The 16838-nt window shown below is 62.7% G+C and carries 14 protein-coding genes and 1 tRNA gene; 6 read left to right on the forward strand and 9 right to left on the reverse strand.

Features of this window, described 5'->3' with window-relative positions; all coding sequences use genetic code 11:
• Positions 1-16 precede the first annotated feature (16 nt).
• Positions 17-847, reverse strand: coding sequence for a polyphosphate kinase 2 family protein (locus tag ACYVHT_RS03160; protein WP_460547856.1), 831 nt, complete (start codon positions 845-847; stop codon positions 17-19).
• A 63-nt stretch (positions 848-910) separates the two neighbouring features.
• Complete coding sequence (locus ACYVHT_RS03165; RefSeq protein WP_460547858.1) at positions 911-1639, reverse strand: VIT1/CCC1 transporter family protein; 729 nt, start codon at positions 1637-1639, stop codon at positions 911-913.
• A 115-nt stretch (positions 1640-1754) separates the two neighbouring features.
• On the opposite strand from ACYVHT_RS03165, the gene ACYVHT_RS03170 reads away from it, so the two are divergent.
• Positions 1755-2468: a Dps family protein gene (locus tag ACYVHT_RS03170; RefSeq protein ID WP_460547860.1), complete on the forward strand. Its 714-nt coding sequence runs from the start codon at positions 1755-1757 to the stop codon at positions 2466-2468.
• 83 nt (positions 2469-2551) lie between these two features.
• On the opposite strand, the gene ACYVHT_RS03175 is transcribed toward ACYVHT_RS03170, so the two are convergent.
• Positions 2552-3016 (reverse strand): low affinity iron permease family protein, encoded by a 465-nt coding sequence (locus tag ACYVHT_RS03175; RefSeq protein ID WP_460547862.1) that lies wholly within the window; start codon positions 3014-3016, stop codon positions 2552-2554.
• A gap of 197 nt (positions 3017-3213) precedes the next feature.
• Here ACYVHT_RS03175 and ACYVHT_RS03180 point away from each other — a divergent pair.
• Positions 3214-3295 (forward strand) — tRNA-Leu (locus ACYVHT_RS03180).
• Positions 3296-3405: 110 nt separating this feature from the next.
• Here ACYVHT_RS03180 and ACYVHT_RS03185 read toward each other — a convergent pair.
• The 5 genes from ACYVHT_RS03185 to ACYVHT_RS03205 form a co-directional block, all read right to left on the reverse strand.
• Entirely contained in the window at positions 3406-4962 is a 1557-nt protein-coding gene (locus ACYVHT_RS03185; RefSeq protein ID WP_460547864.1) for an NFACT RNA binding domain-containing protein, read from the reverse strand.
• A gap of 14 nt (positions 4963-4976) precedes the next feature.
• On the reverse strand, positions 4977-5483 hold the full coding sequence (locus tag ACYVHT_RS03190) for a hypothetical protein (protein ID WP_460547866.1): 507 nt from the start codon (positions 5481-5483) through the stop codon (positions 4977-4979).
• Between the two features lie 44 nt (positions 5484-5527).
• Positions 5528-6295, reverse strand: a complete 768-nt coding sequence (locus ACYVHT_RS03195; RefSeq protein ID WP_460547868.1) for an MBL fold metallo-hydrolase — start codon at positions 6293-6295, stop codon at positions 5528-5530.
• A gap of 105 nt (positions 6296-6400) precedes the next feature.
• Complete coding sequence (locus tag ACYVHT_RS03200) at positions 6401-6787, reverse strand: response regulator (protein WP_460547870.1); 387 nt, start codon at positions 6785-6787, stop codon at positions 6401-6403.
• 56 nt (positions 6788-6843) lie between these two features.
• Positions 6844-10524, reverse strand: coding sequence for a PAS domain S-box protein (locus tag ACYVHT_RS03205; RefSeq protein WP_460547872.1), 3681 nt, complete (start codon positions 10522-10524; stop codon positions 6844-6846).
• A 123-nt stretch (positions 10525-10647) separates the two neighbouring features.
• Here ACYVHT_RS03205 and ACYVHT_RS03210 point away from each other — a divergent pair, with 123 nt between their 5' ends.
• From ACYVHT_RS03210 to miaA, 3 genes are all read left to right on the forward strand, one after another.
• Positions 10648-11805, forward strand: coding sequence for a glycosyltransferase (locus ACYVHT_RS03210; protein ID WP_460547874.1), 1158 nt, complete (start codon positions 10648-10650; stop codon positions 11803-11805).
• A gap of 223 nt (positions 11806-12028) precedes the next feature.
• On the forward strand, positions 12029-14005 hold the full coding sequence (locus ACYVHT_RS03215) for an OmpA family protein (RefSeq protein WP_460547876.1): 1977 nt from the start codon (positions 12029-12031) through the stop codon (positions 14003-14005).
• A 138-nt stretch (positions 14006-14143) separates the two neighbouring features.
• Complete coding sequence (miaA, locus tag ACYVHT_RS03220; protein WP_460547878.1) at positions 14144-15091, forward strand: tRNA (adenosine(37)-N6)-dimethylallyltransferase; 948 nt, start codon at positions 14144-14146, stop codon at positions 15089-15091.
• A 49-nt stretch (positions 15092-15140) separates the two neighbouring features.
• Here the strand turns inward: miaA and pfkA are convergent, their stop codons facing one another.
• Entirely contained in the window at positions 15141-16112 is a 972-nt protein-coding gene (gene pfkA, locus ACYVHT_RS03225) for an ATP-dependent 6-phosphofructokinase (protein ID WP_460547880.1), read from the reverse strand.
• Positions 16113-16346: 234 nt separating this feature from the next.
• Between pfkA and ACYVHT_RS03230 the strand changes: the two genes are divergently transcribed.
• Complete coding sequence (locus ACYVHT_RS03230) at positions 16347-16805, forward strand: tellurite resistance TerB family protein (RefSeq protein ID WP_460547881.1); 459 nt, start codon at positions 16347-16349, stop codon at positions 16803-16805.
• Positions 16806-16838: the final 33 nt, after the last annotated feature.

Consider the following 16838-nt stretch of genomic DNA (forward strand, 5'->3'; position numbering starts at 1 on the left):
TCACCAGCCCGGGCACCTATTCAATCACCTGCTTTTTGGGGTCGAAATCCGGCTTGGGCGGCTGGGGGTCCATGTCTTCCAGCGCGGCCACCACTATTTCGCTGATTGCCAGGTCGCGGGCCCACTTCTCATTGGCCGGAATCACAAACCACGGCGCATCGCCCGAGGAGCAGTGGCGCAGCGCCGCCTCGTAGGCCGCCTGGTAGTCGTCCCAATACGCTCGTTCCTTGAGGTCGTTGGGGTCAAATTTCCAGTTCTTGGCCGGGTCGTCGAGGCGGGCCTGCAGGCGCTTGGCCTGCTCCTCCTTCGAGATGTGCAGGAAGAATTTGAGGATGCGCGTGCCGCTGTTGAGCAGCAGCTGCTCGAAGTTGTTGATGTCCTCGTAGTGCTGCTGGCAGGTCTTTTCATCAATCAGCCCGTGCACGCGGGTAATGAGCACGTCTTCGTAGTGCGAGCGGTTGAACACTGTGATGTGGCCGTGCTTAGGAGCCTGAGCATGAATGCGCCAGAGAAAATCATGGTCCAGCTCCTCCTTCGACGGCGCTTTGAACGACGCCACCTGCACCCCGGCCGGGTTCACCCCCGTGAGCAGGTTCTCGATGGCCCCATCCTTGCCGCCCGTGTCCATGGCCTGCAGCACAATGAGCAGGCTGCGCCGGTGCTCGGCGTAGAGGCGCTCTTGCAATTCGCTCAGGCGCTGGCGCAGGGCCAGCAGGCGCGGCGCGGCCTCGTCCCGGTCGTCGGGGTGGTGGGCAAAGGGCTTGGTATCATCGGGGTCCACGTCGGCCAGGCGAAACGACTTGCCTTTCACATACACGGCGGGGGTTTTGGGCAGCTTGAATTTCATGTGGGTAAACGCGAAAAAAGGAAACGACTGAGCGCAAGTGTACGGGAAGCCCGCGGCAATGGCTCAGGCCCCGCCCACCAGCCGCGCAATGCCAAAGGCCGCCGCTGCCGCCAGCGCCCCCACCACCGCCATCTTGATGGCTCCGGCCACCGGCGGCTGCCCCGTCAGCCGGCTCTTGAAATACCCAAACACCAGCAGGCAGACCAGCGTGATGGCCGCCGACCACGCCAGCCCGTTTGCCGGCGTATCGGTCACGAAATAGGCACTGAGCGGAATAAGGCCCCCCACGGCATAAGCCAGGCTGATGGTAGCGGCACTTTTGGGCGCCTGCTTCGGGTCGGGCTCTTCCAGGCCCAGCTCGTACTTCATCATAAATTTCACCCACTGCTCGGGGTCGGCGGTGAGTTCGGCCACGGCCAAGCGGCGGGTTTCGGCCGAGAGGCCCATGTCGGCCAGCAGCTCGTCCACCTCGGCGCGCTCTACCTCGGGCACCTCGCGCACTTCGCGCCGCTCGCGGGCCTGCTCCGACTCGTAGTGCTCCACCTCGGTGCGGCCGGCCAGGTAGCCGCCCAGGCCCATGGCAATGCTGCCGGCCACGATTTCGGCCAGTCCCGCCGTTATCACCAGGCCAGACGACGTGACGGCCCCGCTCAGGCCCGCCGCCAGGGCAAATGGCACGGTCAGGCCATCGGAAAGGCCGATTACAATGTCCTGTAGCATGGCCGAGCTGGTCATGTGGTGCTCGGGGTGCAGGTCGCGGGGCAGCTCGGTCGGATTGGTGGGCTCGGTCATCGTTTTTTTTCAGGAGGGGCTTAACCCCGTGGGGGCCTTTACGTACGCAATAACCAGATTTTTCGCTGCCGAACCGCTTCGGCTGTTTCTCCTCACCTCACTCGTTTTCATCGTTATGGCATCTTCCGCCAAAGCCGCCGCGCCCAAAAGCGCAGCCCCCAAAAAAGCCGCTGCTCCTGCCGCCAAGCAAGCCGCCGCACCGGCCGCTAAAAAAGCCAGCGCCGCCAACACCGGCAAAGGCGCTGGCACCAACGCCGCCGTCGATATCCAGCCCATTCTCGACCAGCAAAACCATGCCCCCGCGCCCACCCAGCGCTACGGCACCGTGAGCCAGCGCCTGCCCATCGGCCTCGATGAAGCCACCCGCCAGAGCAGCGTCACCATGCTCAACCAGCTCCTGGCCGACACCATTACGCTGCGCGACATGTACAAAAAACACCACTGGCAGGTAGTGGGCCCCACATTCTACCAGCTGCACCTGCTCTACGACAAGCACTACGAGGAGCAGGCCGGCCTGGTCGACCTGATTGCTGAGCGCATCCAGATTCTGGGCGGCGTGGCCGTGGCCATGGCCCACGACGTGGCCGAGCTTACCAGCCTGCCCCGCATCCCGCGCGACCGCGAGGAGGCTCCCATTCAGGTATCGCGCCTGCTGAGCGCCCACCAGAGCATTCTCAAAAACTGCCACGACTACGCCAAAAAAGCCGATGATGCCGGCGACGACGGCACCAACGACCTCGTAGTGAGCAACCTTATGCGTACCAACGAACTGCAGGTGTGGTTCGTATCGGAGCACGTTGTGGAATCGCCGCTGACCAAGGCCGAGTAGCTCACTCAGCACCCATTAAAAAAGGCTGCCGCATGTGTTGCGGCAGCCTTTTTTGCTTTTTTCGGCTGTCAGCCCGGCACTACCTATTCGACGTGGGCAGCCAGCTTTTCATTGTGGTTGTCCTCTGCCTCCTCCACCGAGTGTGTTTTGCCCAGGTCGTTGTCTTTCTTGGCCAGTTCAGCCAGCAGGCAGTAGAAATCGTGCAGCGTTTTGATTTCTGCTTCCGAAAAATCCTGGGCGTTGATGAGGCGGTTGCTGGCCCCCTGGGTGGCGGCAATCAGCTCGTTCAGCTTCAGGTGCAGCACCAGCGAATCTTTGTTCTGAGCCCGCTGAATAAGAAAAACCATCAAGAACGTGATGATGGTGGTGCCGGTATTGATGACCAACTGCCAGGTTTCGGAATACTTGAACAGTGGCCCCGTCACGCCCCAGACAACCACAATCCCCGACGCCACCAAAAAAGCCGCCGTCGAGCCCGAAAACTTGGTGATGCCTTCGGCCATGCGCCCGAAAAAGGAAGCGGAATCAGTTTTTTTGAGGGAATCCATAGCAAAACAACGAATAAAATGTGGGGAGAAATCGATTTTCTCTTACGAAAGCGCAAGGTAAACGATTGAATGATGGACCGTTGATGAAAAAGCGCCCACAAAGGTTGGATTAGCCAATTTCGCCTTCTATCTTTGCACCCGCTTCGCCGCCTCAGCGACGCCGGCCTCGGCCGAACACCCGGTTTAAGTTGCCTTTTGCGCACGTGGTGAAACTGGTAGACACGCCATCTTGAGGGGGTGGTGCCTTCGGGTGTGGGAGTTCGAATCTCCCCGCGCGCACGCAAAACGAAAGCCCGCTGCAAGCCATTGCAGCGGGCTTTTTCGTGTATTACGACGTAGCGCAGCCTTTGTAGTTCGCGCGTGCGTGTCGCCAGCAGCAGCCCCTGCTGCTATTCCCGCTCAAATGGGTTGCCGGGCTTCACCAGCACCACCCGCTCGCGCTCCACTACCACCTGCCCCGGCCGGGCCCCGCGGGGCTTGCGCACAAACTTTTTGGGCGTCACCGTCACCGGGCACAGCGTATCGTGCTGGCGCCTAGAGTACCAGCCGGCCAGCATGGCGGCGTGCTCCACCACGGGCTCGGGCACGGTCTGGCCGGCGCGGTGCCGAATGACGACGTGCGAGCCGGCCACGTCCTTGGCGTGCAGCCAGAGGTCGTCCTTATGGGCGTATTTCTGCGTCAGCAGGTCGTTGTTTTCGGCGCTTCGTCCCACCAGAATGGTGAAGCCCCGGTCCTCGAACACTTTGAAGGGCAGCTCGCCGGGCACTTTGGTGGCGGCGTTGGCCGTGGGGTCCAGGCCGTGCAGCTTGCGCCAGGCGCGCAGGCCGCGCAGCTCGGCCAGGGCGGCCTGCGTGTCCATTTCTTCCAGCCGCTCCAGCGCCGTCATGGCTTCGGCTTCGCGGCGGGCAATGCGCTCGCTGAGCTCCCGCTCTTCAATTTGCTGATTTTTGCCCTTGCGGTAAAGGTTTTCGGCCGTGCGCTGCGGCTTTTCGTTGGCTTTGAGCTTAATCCGCTTTGGCTCATTGGTGTAGAAATCCAGCACTTCAATCTCCGTGGCACCGGCCGGTATTTCGTGCAGATGCGCCATAATCAGGTCGGCCGTGTGCCGGTAGCCGGCTTCGTGGGCCAGCGCGTGCAGGCGCTTGCGGGCGTGAGTGGCGGCGGTGCCGGCTTCGTCGGCGCGGCGCTCCAGCAGCTGGCGCAGCTGCCGGGTTTCCATTTCCAGGGCACGGCGGCCCAGGGCCATGGGCACGAACCGCCGCAGCGCACCAATGGGGTCGCCGCCGGGCAGTGTTTCCAGGATTTCGCCCAGCGGCAGCAAACTCAGGCGTGTGCGCCCGTCGAGCTGGATGATGTAGTAATGCGCCGGCTTTTCCAGCTGGGCCAGCACCTGGTTCACCAGTCGGGTTCTGGCTTCGGGCGGAGCGAGGTCGTAGCCTTGCGTGCGCAGGTAGCGCAGCGGCAGGTCGGCCAGCGGCGGCGGCAGCTTGCCTGCCACTGGAAGAGTGGATGCAGCCTGGGGACGCAGTTCTCCATCGGCTAATAGCTTTTGCTGGAAAAGCTGGGCCGACGCCTCGGGCGCGGTGCGGAAAATGGCATTGGGGCGCGGGCCATAGAGCTTGAAGACCAGCCGCGCCCCGCTGCGAAAGTTCACCTGCAGCACCCGGTCCTGCGGCCACGCCGCCACGGACTCGACCTGCTCGCCCAGCATCTCCGGAAATAAATCGACCGAGTTGGAACGGGCCCGCTGGAAGGTTTCGGGCAGCGCCAGCGCGGGAAAACTGGCTCCCAGCTGCGCCTTCAGCCAGAATTCCCTGCCGCCATCGGTGAGGCCGATAACCAACTCATCCTTTTCCTGCGTGAAGCACATGGCCATGCGGTAGCCCCGCAGCCGCTCGGTGAGCGCGGGGGCCAGCTGGCGCAGGAAATAGTAGTTGGTGTGCATTGGAAGGTGCTTGCCTAGATAGTATAAGGTGCCTTTTGAAGCTGAAGTAACTTCAGGAAAAAACGACGGGATTTTGCCATTTCGGCTCTGTACACACCGCTAAAAAAAATCAAGCACAACAAGCCAAAAACCGGCACTATGATTACTGTACTAAGTCTCCCTGTCGATTTAAAATTCAGCACCACCAGCAACAGGAAAATCAGAAAAAACAGCAGCATGAATATTCCAACTACCTGATTGACTCGCCCTGGCCGGTATTCCAGCTTCACCAGGCAGCCTCGCTGACCATGTGCCTTTACAGGTAGCACCCAACCCGTAACTTCTAAGACGGGATTTCCCTTCTCACCTCCTGCCGCCAAGGACAACTCAAATCCATCTTCGGCGGCTTTTCCATAGTAAAGTCCATCGGGTTTTTGCGAAAATACTTCCCAGCGGCGAGGACGTGAAGTCGATGAAATGTGATGTTGGATGGCGGCTTGAATCTCGTGTGGCTTTAGTGGCGAATACTGTTCTTCCTTCATGCCATTTGGCTGCTTTACCTACCGGACACGTATCGTCCATTCAGCTACACCTCCACCGTCAGCCCGTCATACGCCAGCCGAATCCAGGGCGGCAGCTCGGCTTCTACTTCGGCGTGGCGGCCCAGCTGGTGGCTGATGTGGGTGAGGTAGGCGCGCTTTGGCGCGGCCTCTTCCAGCACTTCGATGGCCTGGGCCAGCGTGAAGTGCGAGATGTGCTCTTCGCGCCGCAGGGCATTGAGCACAATCACGTCGGCATCGCGCAGTTGGGCGCGGGTTTCGGGGCCGAGGTGGTTGGCATCGGTCAGGTAGCAGAAGCCGCCGATGCGAAAGCCCAGCACGGGCAGCTTGTGGTGCAGCGCCCGCAGCGGCAGCACGGGCACGCCCAGCACCTCAAACGGGGCATCGTCGCGCTCGATGGGGTGCAGCACCACGCGGGGCACGCCGGGGTACTTGTGCTCCGCAAAAATGTAGGCGAATTCTTTTTTGAGCTGGTCGAGCACGCGGGGCTCGGCAAAAACCGGCATGTCCGTCTGCTGCCGGAAATTGTAGGCCCGGATATCATCGAGGCCCGCCGTGTGGTCCTTGTGCTCGTGGGTGAAGAGCAACGCGTCGAGGTGCGCGACGTTGGCACGCAGCATCTGCTGCCGGAAATCGGGGCCGGAGTCCACCACAAAGCTGCGGCCATCCACGGCAAGGTGCACCGACACGCGCAGGCGCTTGTCGCGGTGGTCGAGGGAACGGCACACCACGCAGGTGCAGCCAATCATCGGCACGCCGGAGGAAGTGCCGGTGCCAAGAAAAGTTACGGTCACTGCGGTTGAATCATGAATGATGAGTTTTGAATTATGAGTTGTTTAACGAGCAAAGCGGAAGCGCCATTCCCAACTCAAGGTTCATCATTCAAAACTCACAATTAATTAGCCCACGTACTGCTTCACTACGCGCACCAGGGCATCAAAATCGAGCGGCTTGGGCAGGTAGTCGGTCACGCCGGCTTCGCGGAACTGGTCCATCGAGTAGTTGTTGGCGTTGCCGGTGATGGCGATGATGGGCAGCTTGCTGATTTTGGGGTCGGCGTGGGCGCGAATTTCGCGGGTGCACTGCATGCCGTCCTTCACCGGAATGTTGATGTCCATCAGCACGCAATCGACGGGGTTGCTTTCCAGCTGCTTCAGCACTTCGCCGCCGTTTTTGGCCAGCACAATCTTGTACTTCTGCAGTTCCAGAATCTTGCGCGTGAGGTTAAGAATTACCGAGCTGTCTTCGGCAATCAGAATGGTTTTAGAGGCGGTGTCGGCGGACATGTGGGATGGGGTTGAGGTTGGGTTCATAGGGTAGAGCGGCAGAATAATGGCATCAATCAGGCAGCAGAAGCGTTGGTTGCTCGCTCAACGGCACTGGGGTATTCGGCCACGAACTGTGCAAAGTAATGTTCTAAAAGTTGAAATCCAGCAGCACCCTCTTCGGTTCGTCCTTCTTTAAACTGGCGCTCGAGGTAGCGGGCCTGGGCCGCGAGGGCCACGCCGCCCAGCGTAGCCGCCGTGCCCTTGAGCTGGTGCAGCATGGGCAGCAGCTCGCGAAAGCTGCCCGCCGCGGCCACGGGCGCAGCATCGCGCAGCAGGTCGCCGGCCTCCTGCTCAAACTCCTGGTAGAGGTCTGAGGTGAACTCGGGGCCGCCCAGCTCAACCAGCTGGCGCATAATACTTTCTTCGATGGTTGGCTCGTTGGCTACCGAGGCATCGGGCTCGGGCAGCACCGGCCCTGCTACGGCAGCGGCCACCGCTGTGGCCGTTTCCGCCGGGCTCTCGTCGCTGAAGCCATCGTAAGGCGCAGCGGGGCGCGCCGTGCGGGGGCGCAGCCAGCGGTGCAGCACCTCGTAGAGGTGGCGGCTTTTCACCGGCTTGCCCACGTAGTCGTCGAGGCCCTCGCGCATGAAGCGGCCGGCGTCTTCCTGCATGGAATAGGCCGTCATGGCCACCACGGGCGGGCAGTAGGGCCCCAGCCGGCGGCGGATTTCGGCCGTGGCCGCCACGCCGTCCATCTCCGGCATCTGAATGTCCATGAAGATGATGTTGTAGGCCGCCGCCGGGGCCGTTGCCATGGCAATGGCTTCGGGGCCGCCGCCGGCCACGTCCACCTCGCAGCCCAGGCGGGTGAGCAGGCGCTGGCCCACCTTCTGGTTGATGGCGTTGTCATCGACCAGCAGCACACGCGGTGCGGCATCAAACGGCTGAAACACCGGCTCGCGCACCTGCGTCACGGTGGGCAGGTCTTCTACGCTGGCCACGCGGGCGCTGATGGTGAACCAGAACACCGAGCCTTCGCCCTCGTCCGAAAGCACCCCGATTTCGCCGCCCAGCAGCTCGGCCAGCTGCCGGCTGATGCTCAGGCCCAGGCCCGTGCCGCCGTAGGCTTTGCTGGGCGTGGTGTCGAGCTGGGTGAAGTTGGTGAAGAGCAGGTTGGCGTTGTCGCTCGAAATGCCGATGCCGGAGTCCTGCACGGCGAAGCGCAGGGTGTGCAGCTCGCCGTCGGTGCTCACGCTGCTCACCACAATGCCCACCGTGCCCTCGTTGGTGAACTTGATGGCGTTGGCCACCAGGTTGGACAGGATTTGCAGCAGGCGCACCTCGTCCGTCACTACGTAGCGCGGGGTGTGGGGCGTGATGTGGTAGGTGAAGCGGATGTGCTTCTGCTCGGCCCGGTAGATGAACAGGGCGCGGATGCGCTCCATCACGGCCTGCAACTCGATGGGCTGCTCGCGAATCTGGAGCTTGCCGGCCTGGATTTTCGACAAATCCAGAATGTCGTTCAGAATGGTGAGCAGGGCATCGGAGCTCTTGCGCAAGGTGTCCACGTAATCGAGCTGCTCGTCGGTTTCCACCGTCTGGTCGAGCAGGTCAATCATGCCGATGATGCCGTTCATGGGCGTGCGCAGCTCGTGGCTCATATTGGCCAGGAACTGCGTTTTGGCTTCCAGCGCGGCTTCGGCCTCGTCTTTGGCCTTGCGCAGGTCGTCCTGCATCTGCTGAATTTCGGTCACGTCGCGGGCAATGCCCTCCGTGCCGATTTCGCCCGCATTCACCACCCGCGCATTCACCAGCACGCTCACCGGGTAGCCCTCCTTGTGCCACATCTGGGTTTCGAAGTTGCGCAGGCCGCCGCTGCGCTCCACCTCGGCATTGATGCGGAACCGGTCCTCAGACTCCACGTAGTAGTCGCGCACCGGTTTGCCGATAACCTCCTCGGGCTCATAGCCCAGCACGTCGCGCACCGACGGGCTGACGATGGTGAGAATCCCGTTGGCATCGGTGCGGTAGTAAATGTCCTGAAACGACTCGAAGATGGAGCGGAATTTCTCCTCCTGGGCTTCGAGGGCCAGCTGGGCCCGCTTCTGCTCGGTGATGTCGTGGGCAATGGCCGAGATTTCCTCAAACGAGCCATCGCCCAGGTAAATCGGATTCAGGTAAATATCCGTCCACACGTCCTGGCCGCGCGCATCGCGCAGGCGCATCTCGAAGCGCTGGGCCTGGCCCTTGGCCGCCGCGTTGTAGTGCTGAATGAATACGTCGCGCTCGGCCCGGGGCATCCGGTCCAAATCAGCCTTCCACAGGTTGATGCCGCGCACCGGATAGGTGCCGTTGCGCCGCAGGAACAGGGCCGCGTAGTTGCGGTTGAAGTTCATGAGGTGGGCCTTGGTGTCCACCGTCCACATCACGTGCGAGCCGCTCTCGAAGATGGCGTTGAGGCGGGCCGTTTGCTTGCCAATCTGCTCCTCGTTGCGCTTGCGCTCAATGGCCAGGGCCACCTGGTTCGAAATGAAGTGCAGCACGTCGAGGTCGCCGGGCGTGTAGGCATCGGCGCGGGTGTAGTCCTGCACGGCCAGCACCCCAATGATGCGGTCGCCGATGCTGAGCGGCGAGGCCAGCATCACCTCCGGCACCTGCCCGTAGGCGATGACGGTGCCGCTGCGCACCAGCTGCTGAAAATCGGTGTGGGTGAGGTAGCGGGGCTGGCCGCCGGCAATGATGTACTCCGACACGCCCGACGAGAACGGCCGCGCGCCCTGCGGCCGCGTCTGCGGGTGCTGGTCCACGTGGTACACGAACTGCAATTGCGTGCGGGCATCGTCGCAGAGCGCAATGAACAGGTTGCTCGTCTCAATAATCTTGCTCAGCTCGCGGTGAATGGCCCCGTAGAGGCTGGGCAGGTCCTTGGCCGAAATAGCCAGGTTGGCAATGCTGTAATAGACTTTTTGCAGGCGCTCGGCCTTGATGCGGTCCGTGATGTCGTGCAGAATGGCGCGGCTGCTCACCGGCTGGCCTTCCTCGCGCACCACGCTCATGCTCCCGATGAGGTGCACGGGCTTGCCCATGCTGGTCAGAAACACGGTTTCGACCTTGTTCACCGGCTCGCCGTCGTACAGGTTGCGGAGCTGATAGAGCAGCTTGGCCTTATAATAAGGATGCACCACGTCGGCGAGGGTGCGGGTGGCCAGCTCGGCATCGGTATAGCCGAGCTTTTCCTTCCAGGCCTTGTTCACAAACAGGAAGCCGTTGTCGGTGCCGAGGTGCTGCACCAGGTCCTGGGCGTTGTCCAGAAAGTCCTGCAGGTGGGTGCTGTCGCCGGCCAGCGTGGGCGGGGCCAGGGTGGCGCTATCGGGCTCCTGCCCCACTTTCCAGGCCCCGGTGATGACCCCGGCCGGGTTGCGGGTGAAGCCCATGCGCCAGCGCAGCAGGCGCGGCTGCCCGGTTTTGGCCAGCAGCATCCGCTCGTAGGGCGGCAGGGGCACTTCGTGGGCAATGCTGTCGAGGTATTCGCGGCGCTGCTGGGCCCGCTCGCCCGGCGGCGTAAACATTTCGTAGTGGCGCTGCCCGATAACCTGGCTGCGGGCGTAGCCCATCAGGGCCAGAAAGGCCTCGTTCACATCAATAATAACCCCCTGAACATCAAGCAGCACGTACACCTGGCCGAGCTGGTCGAGCAGCGCCGTGAGCGGCGGCGGCGCAGGGCGGCTGGCAGGAACGCTTGAAAAGGAAGCCATAGGATGAGGCATACTGCCGGTTGATATTTGCTGCTAAGATAGGGGTTTGGCTGGCCCGGCCTCCCGTAAATTTGGCCAAAATAAATATAACGCGGGTCTGTTCCAATGCGGCCCGCTCCGCTATTGACACCAACCTCCACCCCGAAGCTGCTTTTCACCGTCACCACCGACCTGTGCTTCGACCAGCGGATGCAGCGGATTTGCGGCAGCTTGGCCGCAGCCGGCTACCGGGTGCAGCTGGTGGGCTGGCAGCGGCCGGCTTCGCCTCCGCTCACGCCCCAGCCTTACCAACAGCACCGCCTGCGCGGATGGTTTCAACGCGGCAAGCTGTTTTACCTGGAGTATAACCTGCGGCTGTTTTGCTACCTGCTGGGGCAGCGCGCCGCCGCCTGGTGCGCCGCCGACCTCGACACCGCGCTGCCCGTGTGGCTGCGGGCCCGGCTAGGCGGCCAGCCCTTCGTGTACGATGCCCACGAGCTGTTTACCGAAGTGCCCGAAGTGGTGGCCCGGCCGGCGGTGCAGCGCATCTGGCGCTGGGTGGAGGGCTTTGTGGTGCCCCGCGCGCGGCTGGCCTACACGGTGGGCCCGGCGCTGGCGCGCGTGTTTGAGCAGCGCTACGGCCGGCCCTTTGCCGTGGTGCGCAACGTGAGCCGGCTCGATGAGAACCTGCCGCTGCCGCCGGCCCCACCCGCCGCGCCGCCCGGCGGCTACATCCTCTACCAGGGCGCGCTGAACGTGGGCCGGGGCCTCGAAAACCTGCTCGAAGCCATGCCCCGGGTGGCGGGCCGGCTGGTGATTTGCGGCGAAGGCGACCTTTCGGCGGCGCTGCGGGCGCAGGCGGCCCGGCTGGGTTTGCTGGCCTCGGGCCAGGTAGAGTTTCGGGGCTTTGTGCTGCCCGATGCGCTGCGCGAAGTGACGCGTCATGCGGCCGTGGGCGTGATGCTGCTGGAGAACATCGGCATGAGCTACTATTACTCGCTGGCCAATAAGTTCTTCGACTACGTGCACGCCGGCATCCCGCAGGTACTCATCGACTTTCCCGAATACCGCGCCCTCAACGACCAGTTCGACGTGGCCGAGCTGGTGGCCGACCTCAACCCCGATACGCTGGCCGCCGCCCTCAACCGCCTGCTGCGCGACGAGCCCGCCCGCTACCACTACCTGGCCCAGAACTGCCGCCGCGCCCGCCCCCGGCTCAGCTGGCAGCACGAGGAGCGGGAGCTGCTGCGGCTGTACGCGGGGCTGGGCCTAAAGATTGGTGGGAGTCCGCTGTCATCCTGAGCGCAGCCAAGGACCTTGTCACGATTGGGCATTGATTATTACTGCAAATCGTTCAGCCGTGGCAAGGTCCTTCGCTGCGCTCGGGATGACAGCCGAATGCCCCAAAGCTGCGCCGCCCATTTGCCTTGCCTGGCAGACTTGCCCGGCAATGTGCGCGAACCGAACGCGCCGTGTGGTACTTTGCGTTTAATTGCCTGACAAAATTCCCACGCCGCCACGGCTTATGAAGGTTTTACTAACGCTGGTACTTCTGTTCTGGCAGGTGGCGCTGTATGCGCAGCCGGCCGCAGCGCCGCCGGCCGTGTACACCGATGCCCACGGCCGCTACCAGCTCAGCTACCCGCGTACCTGGCAGATGCGGCAGCGCTCGGCCGATGGCACGGAAGTGACCTTTTCGCCCGCCGATGCCCAGGCCCCGGTGCAGGTCACGCTCACCATTCAGCCCCTGTCCGAAACGCTGACCAACCAGCGCCTGCTCACGGCCACGCGGCCCGATTCGGTGCTGCGCCGCATCCGGCAGCTGCCGCTGGCGCAGGTGCTGAATTTTGAGCGGCAGGATGCCGGCCGCTACGAGGAGCTGCGCTACGACTACCTCTACCGGCCGGTGGCCAACGGCCCGTCGCGGCTGCACGTGGCCGGCCGGCAAATCTGGCGCGGCGGCTACGAGCTGCGCGTCGAATACCGGGCCGAGTCCAGCCTCGATGGGCGCTACCTGGCCGATGCCCGGCAGCAGGTGGCCTCCTTCGGGTTCACCGATGCGCCCTGGCCCAGCCGCCGCTACCTCGACCAGGTGTGCGACAACAAGATGTACGGCATTGCCGCCCTGCGCTTCACCAACGGCCAGTGGGAAGACGACTGCCGCACGATTCACGAATTCTCGGTGGGCGACCCCACCAGCCGGCCCATCCAGCACCGGCGGGTGCTGCCCTTCCAGTCCTACGCGCTGGCCAAGGGCTTCGATAATTGCCTCTATGCCGTGACGAAGGCGCCCACCGATGCCCCGGAGCGCGTGTACCGCTACAACCCGGCCACCCGGCAGGGCCAGTACACCGGCTGGCAGCTGCCGGCGCAAGGCCCGGAAAACGTCTGGATTTCGGGCGCGACCGACGACCACGGCGACCTCTATTTCATGACCTCCGATGCCAACCTGCTGGTAAAAGTCAGCCCGTTCGATGGCAAGGTCACCACCGTGTGGGCCACCGACCCGTTGCGCAAAGCGCCGTATTATCCGTTCATCGGCTTCGCCAGCGCCGGCACCCACGGCAATTTCTGCCTCGACGATGCCGACACCATGTACATGGTGTACAGCACCGACGGCTCCCTGCTGAAAGTCAACATCAAAACCCGCCAGCCGGCGCCCGCCACCATGCCGCTCGGCGGCCTGCCCGTGCGCGGCGGCTACAGCGACCTGCTGATGCAGAACGACGCCGCCGGCCGGCGCCGGATGTACATGGCCGGCCCGCACGCGCTGTACCAGGTCGATTTGGCCAAGCGTCAGGCCAGCCGCGTGCGCGGCGGCACCTACACCGACCTGGCGGGCTGCAACCTCTTTAAGGTTACGCCCAAACCTGAGGCCGTGCCCACGCCGCCCGCCACCGCTACCTGGCAGGGCCGGGTGCTCGATGCCAGCACGGCCCGGCCCCTGCCCGAGGCCCAGCTTCGGCTTGAAGTACCCAACAGCGAAGGCGGCACGGCCGTGCTGCTCAGCACCCAGGGCGCATTCACGTATTCGTCGGTGCCCGGGCGCACGTTTGAGTACCACGTGCAGCACCGCGGCTACTTCCCGGCCGACAGCACCTGGCTGGTGACGCCCGGCCCGCTGGTGCGCGACATTCTGCTGCGGCCCCTGACCGTGGGCGCCACCCTGCAGCTGGCCAACGTGCAGTTTGAGCAAAGCCGCACCACCCTGCTGCCCGGCTCGGCCAACGCCCTCAACCGGCTGGTGGCCCTCATGATTGACAACCCGCGCCTGACCATCGAGCTGCGCGGCCATACCGACAACGTGGGCCCGCCCGAGAAAAACGTGGTGCTCAGCCAGCAGCGCGTGGCCGCCGTGAAAGCCTACCTCACCGAGCGCGGCGTGGCTTCTACGCGGGTGGTGGGCCTGGGCCTGGGCGGGGCCGAGCCCATTGCCAGCAACGAGCAGGAAGCCACGCGCCGCCTCAACCGCCGCGTCGAGTTTCGGATAGTTAGCCTATAGAAAAACCCGGAACGTCATGCTGAGCTTGTCGAAGCATCTCTATTGCTTCGTTGCAACGGTATGGATTTAGTCACGCGGTAGAGATGCTTCGACAAGCTCAGCATGACGTTCTGAACCACTTCCAAATTACTCCCGTCCTTGTCCTCGCTTCCCCCATCCATCCTTGCCCAGCTAGCGCCCACCGCCGCCGACCCGCGCCCGGTGCTGCTCACCATTGCCGGCCCCACGGCCGTGGGCAAAACGGCGCTGTGCGTGCAGCTGGCCCAGCAGCTCGGCACCGAAATCGTATCGGCCGATTCCCGCCAGTTTTTCCGCGAGCTTAGCATCGGCACGGCCAAGCCCACACCCGCCGAAATGCAGGGCGTGCCCCATCATTTCATCGACAGCCACAGCATCGGCGAAGACTACAGCGCCGGCCGCTTCGCCACCGACTGCCTGAATTTGCTCGCCGAGTTATTCCAGAAATTCCCGGTAGTCATCCTCACCGGCGGCTCGGGCCTCTACGTGCAGGCCGTGACCGACGGGCTGGACGAGTTGCCCAGCGTGCCGCCCGAAGTGCGCGCCCGGCTTCACGCCGAGCTGGCCGCGCACGGCCTCCCCCACCTCGTGGCCGAGCTGGCCATCACCGACCCCGTGGCCCACGCCCGCATCGACCAGCAAAATCATCAGCGCGTGGTGCGCGCCCTCGAAATTACCCGCGCCACCGGCCGTCCCTTTTCCAGCTTCCACACCGATGGCCCGCCCCCCGAAAACCCGCTTTTCCGCAACGTGAAAGTGGCCCTCACCCGCGAGCGGGAAGAGCTCTACCAGCGCATCAACCTGCGCGTGGAGCACATGCTCGACGCCGGCCTGCTGGAGGAGGTAACCTCCGTGCTGCCCTACCGCCACCACCACGCCCTGCAAACGGTGGGCTACCAGGAGATTTTCGGCTTTCTGGACGGCGAGTACGACTGGGCCGAAGCCGTGCGCCTGCTCCAGCGCAACACCCGCCGCTACGCCAAGCGCCAGCTGACGTGGCTGCGCCGCGACGCGGCCTATCAATGGGTGAAGGAGCGAATGGGTGAATGGGTGAATGCCGCGGAATAATCTGCCGGTTTATTCACCCGTTCACCCATTCGCTCCTTCCCATTGCATTCTACACGCTCAGAATCTCCACCATCCGCATGAAGCTCTGGTTGATGAGCTTCTTCTTGTTGATGGTGTCCGTAAAGGGCGTGTACACCAGCTTTTTATCAATAATACCGGCCATAACGTTGCGCATGCCGTTCATGAGGCCCTCCACGGCGGCGATGCCGAGCTGCGACGCCAGCAGGCGGTCAGCGGCGGTGGGCGAGCCGCCGCGCTGGATGTGCCCCACAATGGTCACGCGGGTATCGAGCTGCGGAATGGCGGCCTTTACCCGTTCGGCCACCTGGGTGGCGTTGCCGGGCTCGTCGCCCTCGGCCACGATGACGATGAACGAGGTTTTGGAGCGCTGCCAGCCCGACTGCAGCGTGTCAATCACCACGTCGGTGCTCATCTGGGTTTCGGGAATCATCACGATTTCGGCCCCGCCCCCGATGGCGCACGGAATGGCGATGTAGCCCGAGTCGCGGCCCATCACCTCCACAAAAAAGCAGCGGTCGTGCGAGTCGGCCGTGTCCCGGATTTTGTCGATGCACTCCAGCGCCGTGTTCACGGCCGTGTCGTAGCCAATGGTGTAATCGGTGCCATATAAGTCGTTGTCAATCGTGCCCGGCGCACCCACCGTCGGAATGCCGAACTCCTCCTCGAAAATCATGGCCCCGGTGAACGTGCCGTTGCCGCCAATGGCCACCAGGCCCTCAATCCCGTTGTTAACCAGCTGGTCGAAGGCCTGTTGGCGGCCCTCCTTGGTCATGAATTTCAGGCTGCGGGCCGATTTCAGGATGGTGCCGCCCTTCTGCACCGTGTTCGACACCGAGGCCGAATCCAGGCGCACAAACTCGCCCTTAATCATGCCGCTGTAGCCGCGCATAATCCCGTAAACCTCAATACCATGATAGGTAGCGGTGCGCACCACCGCCCGAATGGCGGCATTCATGCCCGGCGCGTCGCCCCCACTGGTAAAAACTGCTATTCTCTTCATCTGAACGTTCTTAAATCAAGTGAGCGCATGCAAACGGCGCCCAAACCCCGCAAAGTTGGCGAAATGAATGCAAACCCACCGCAATCAGGGCCAAATGCTGAGCCTATGACAATTATCCTTTTTTTATGTTTTGCGTAGATAGCGAGTGGTAATTGGGAAGTTTTCCCTGTATATTACCCCAAGAATCGGGCTAACCACCCTAAAATCATTCCTCACCTCCTAATTCCCACGTTTATGTTCGGTTTCTTCGAAAATGAGCAGGCTAAAAAAATTAAGAGCCACTTGCTGAATCTCGCGGCGCTGGCCAAAGCCGACGGCCATATCGACGCCCGAGAGATGAGCTTCATTACGGCCGTGGGTAAGAAGAATGGCATCAGCGCGGCCGAGGTTCAGGCCTTGGTTTCGGGCGCGAAAGGTGCCAGCAACGACCTTCCCACCACCGATTCTGAGCGTTTTGACCAGATTTTTGACCTCGTGGACATGATGCTGGCCGACGGCATTGTGGACGAGACGGAGATGGATTTCTGCATCATGATGGCTGAGAAGCTGGGCTTCCGCAAGGCCATTGTGGGCGTGCTGGTCCGCAAGATTTCGCAGGGCGTGAAAGATGGTCTTTCCAAGGACCGAATCAAGGAAGAAAGCAATTCTTTTTTGAACTATAACGAGTTGCCGCGCCCGAATGTGACGGTGTAAGAGCCTTCATCAAGCACAACCGTAGCCGCCCGC

The organism is Hymenobacter daeguensis (genome assembly GCF_054780555.1).

What these genes read in the sequence shown, in the direction of transcription:
- ACYVHT_RS03160 (WP_460547856.1), bottom strand. Translation starts at nt 847, where the DNA reads ATGAAATTCAAGCTGCCCAAAACCCCCGCCGTGTATGTGAAAGGCAAG.
- ACYVHT_RS03165 (WP_460547858.1), bottom strand. Translation starts at nt 1,639, where the DNA reads ATGACCGAGCCCACCAATCCGACCGAGCTGCCCCGCGACCTGCACCCC.
- ACYVHT_RS03170 (WP_460547860.1), top strand. Translation starts at nt 1,755, where the DNA reads ATGGCATCTTCCGCCAAAGCCGCCGCGCCCAAAAGCGCAGCCCCCAAA.
- ACYVHT_RS03175 (WP_460547862.1), bottom strand. Translation starts at nt 3,016, where the DNA reads ATGGATTCCCTCAAAAAAACTGATTCCGCTTCCTTTTTCGGGCGCATG.
- ACYVHT_RS03185 (WP_460547864.1), bottom strand. Translation starts at nt 4,962, where the DNA reads ATGCACACCAACTACTATTTCCTGCGCCAGCTGGCCCCCGCGCTCACC.
- ACYVHT_RS03190 (WP_460547866.1), bottom strand. Translation starts at nt 5,483, where the DNA reads ATGAAGGAAGAACAGTATTCGCCACTAAAGCCACACGAGATTCAAGCC.
- ACYVHT_RS03200 (WP_460547870.1), bottom strand. Translation starts at nt 6,787, where the DNA reads ATGTCCGCCGACACCGCCTCTAAAACCATTCTGATTGCCGAAGACAGC.
- ACYVHT_RS03205 (WP_460547872.1), bottom strand. Translation starts at nt 10,524, where the DNA reads ATGGCTTCCTTTTCAAGCGTTCCTGCCAGCCGCCCTGCGCCGCCGCCG.
- ACYVHT_RS03215 (WP_460547876.1), top strand. Translation starts at nt 12,029, where the DNA reads ATGAAGGTTTTACTAACGCTGGTACTTCTGTTCTGGCAGGTGGCGCTG.
- pfkA (WP_460547880.1), bottom strand. Translation starts at nt 16,112, where the DNA reads ATGAAGAGAATAGCAGTTTTTACCAGTGGGGGCGACGCGCCGGGCATG.
- ACYVHT_RS03230 (WP_460547881.1), top strand. Translation starts at nt 16,347, where the DNA reads ATGTTCGGTTTCTTCGAAAATGAGCAGGCTAAAAAAATTAAGAGCCAC.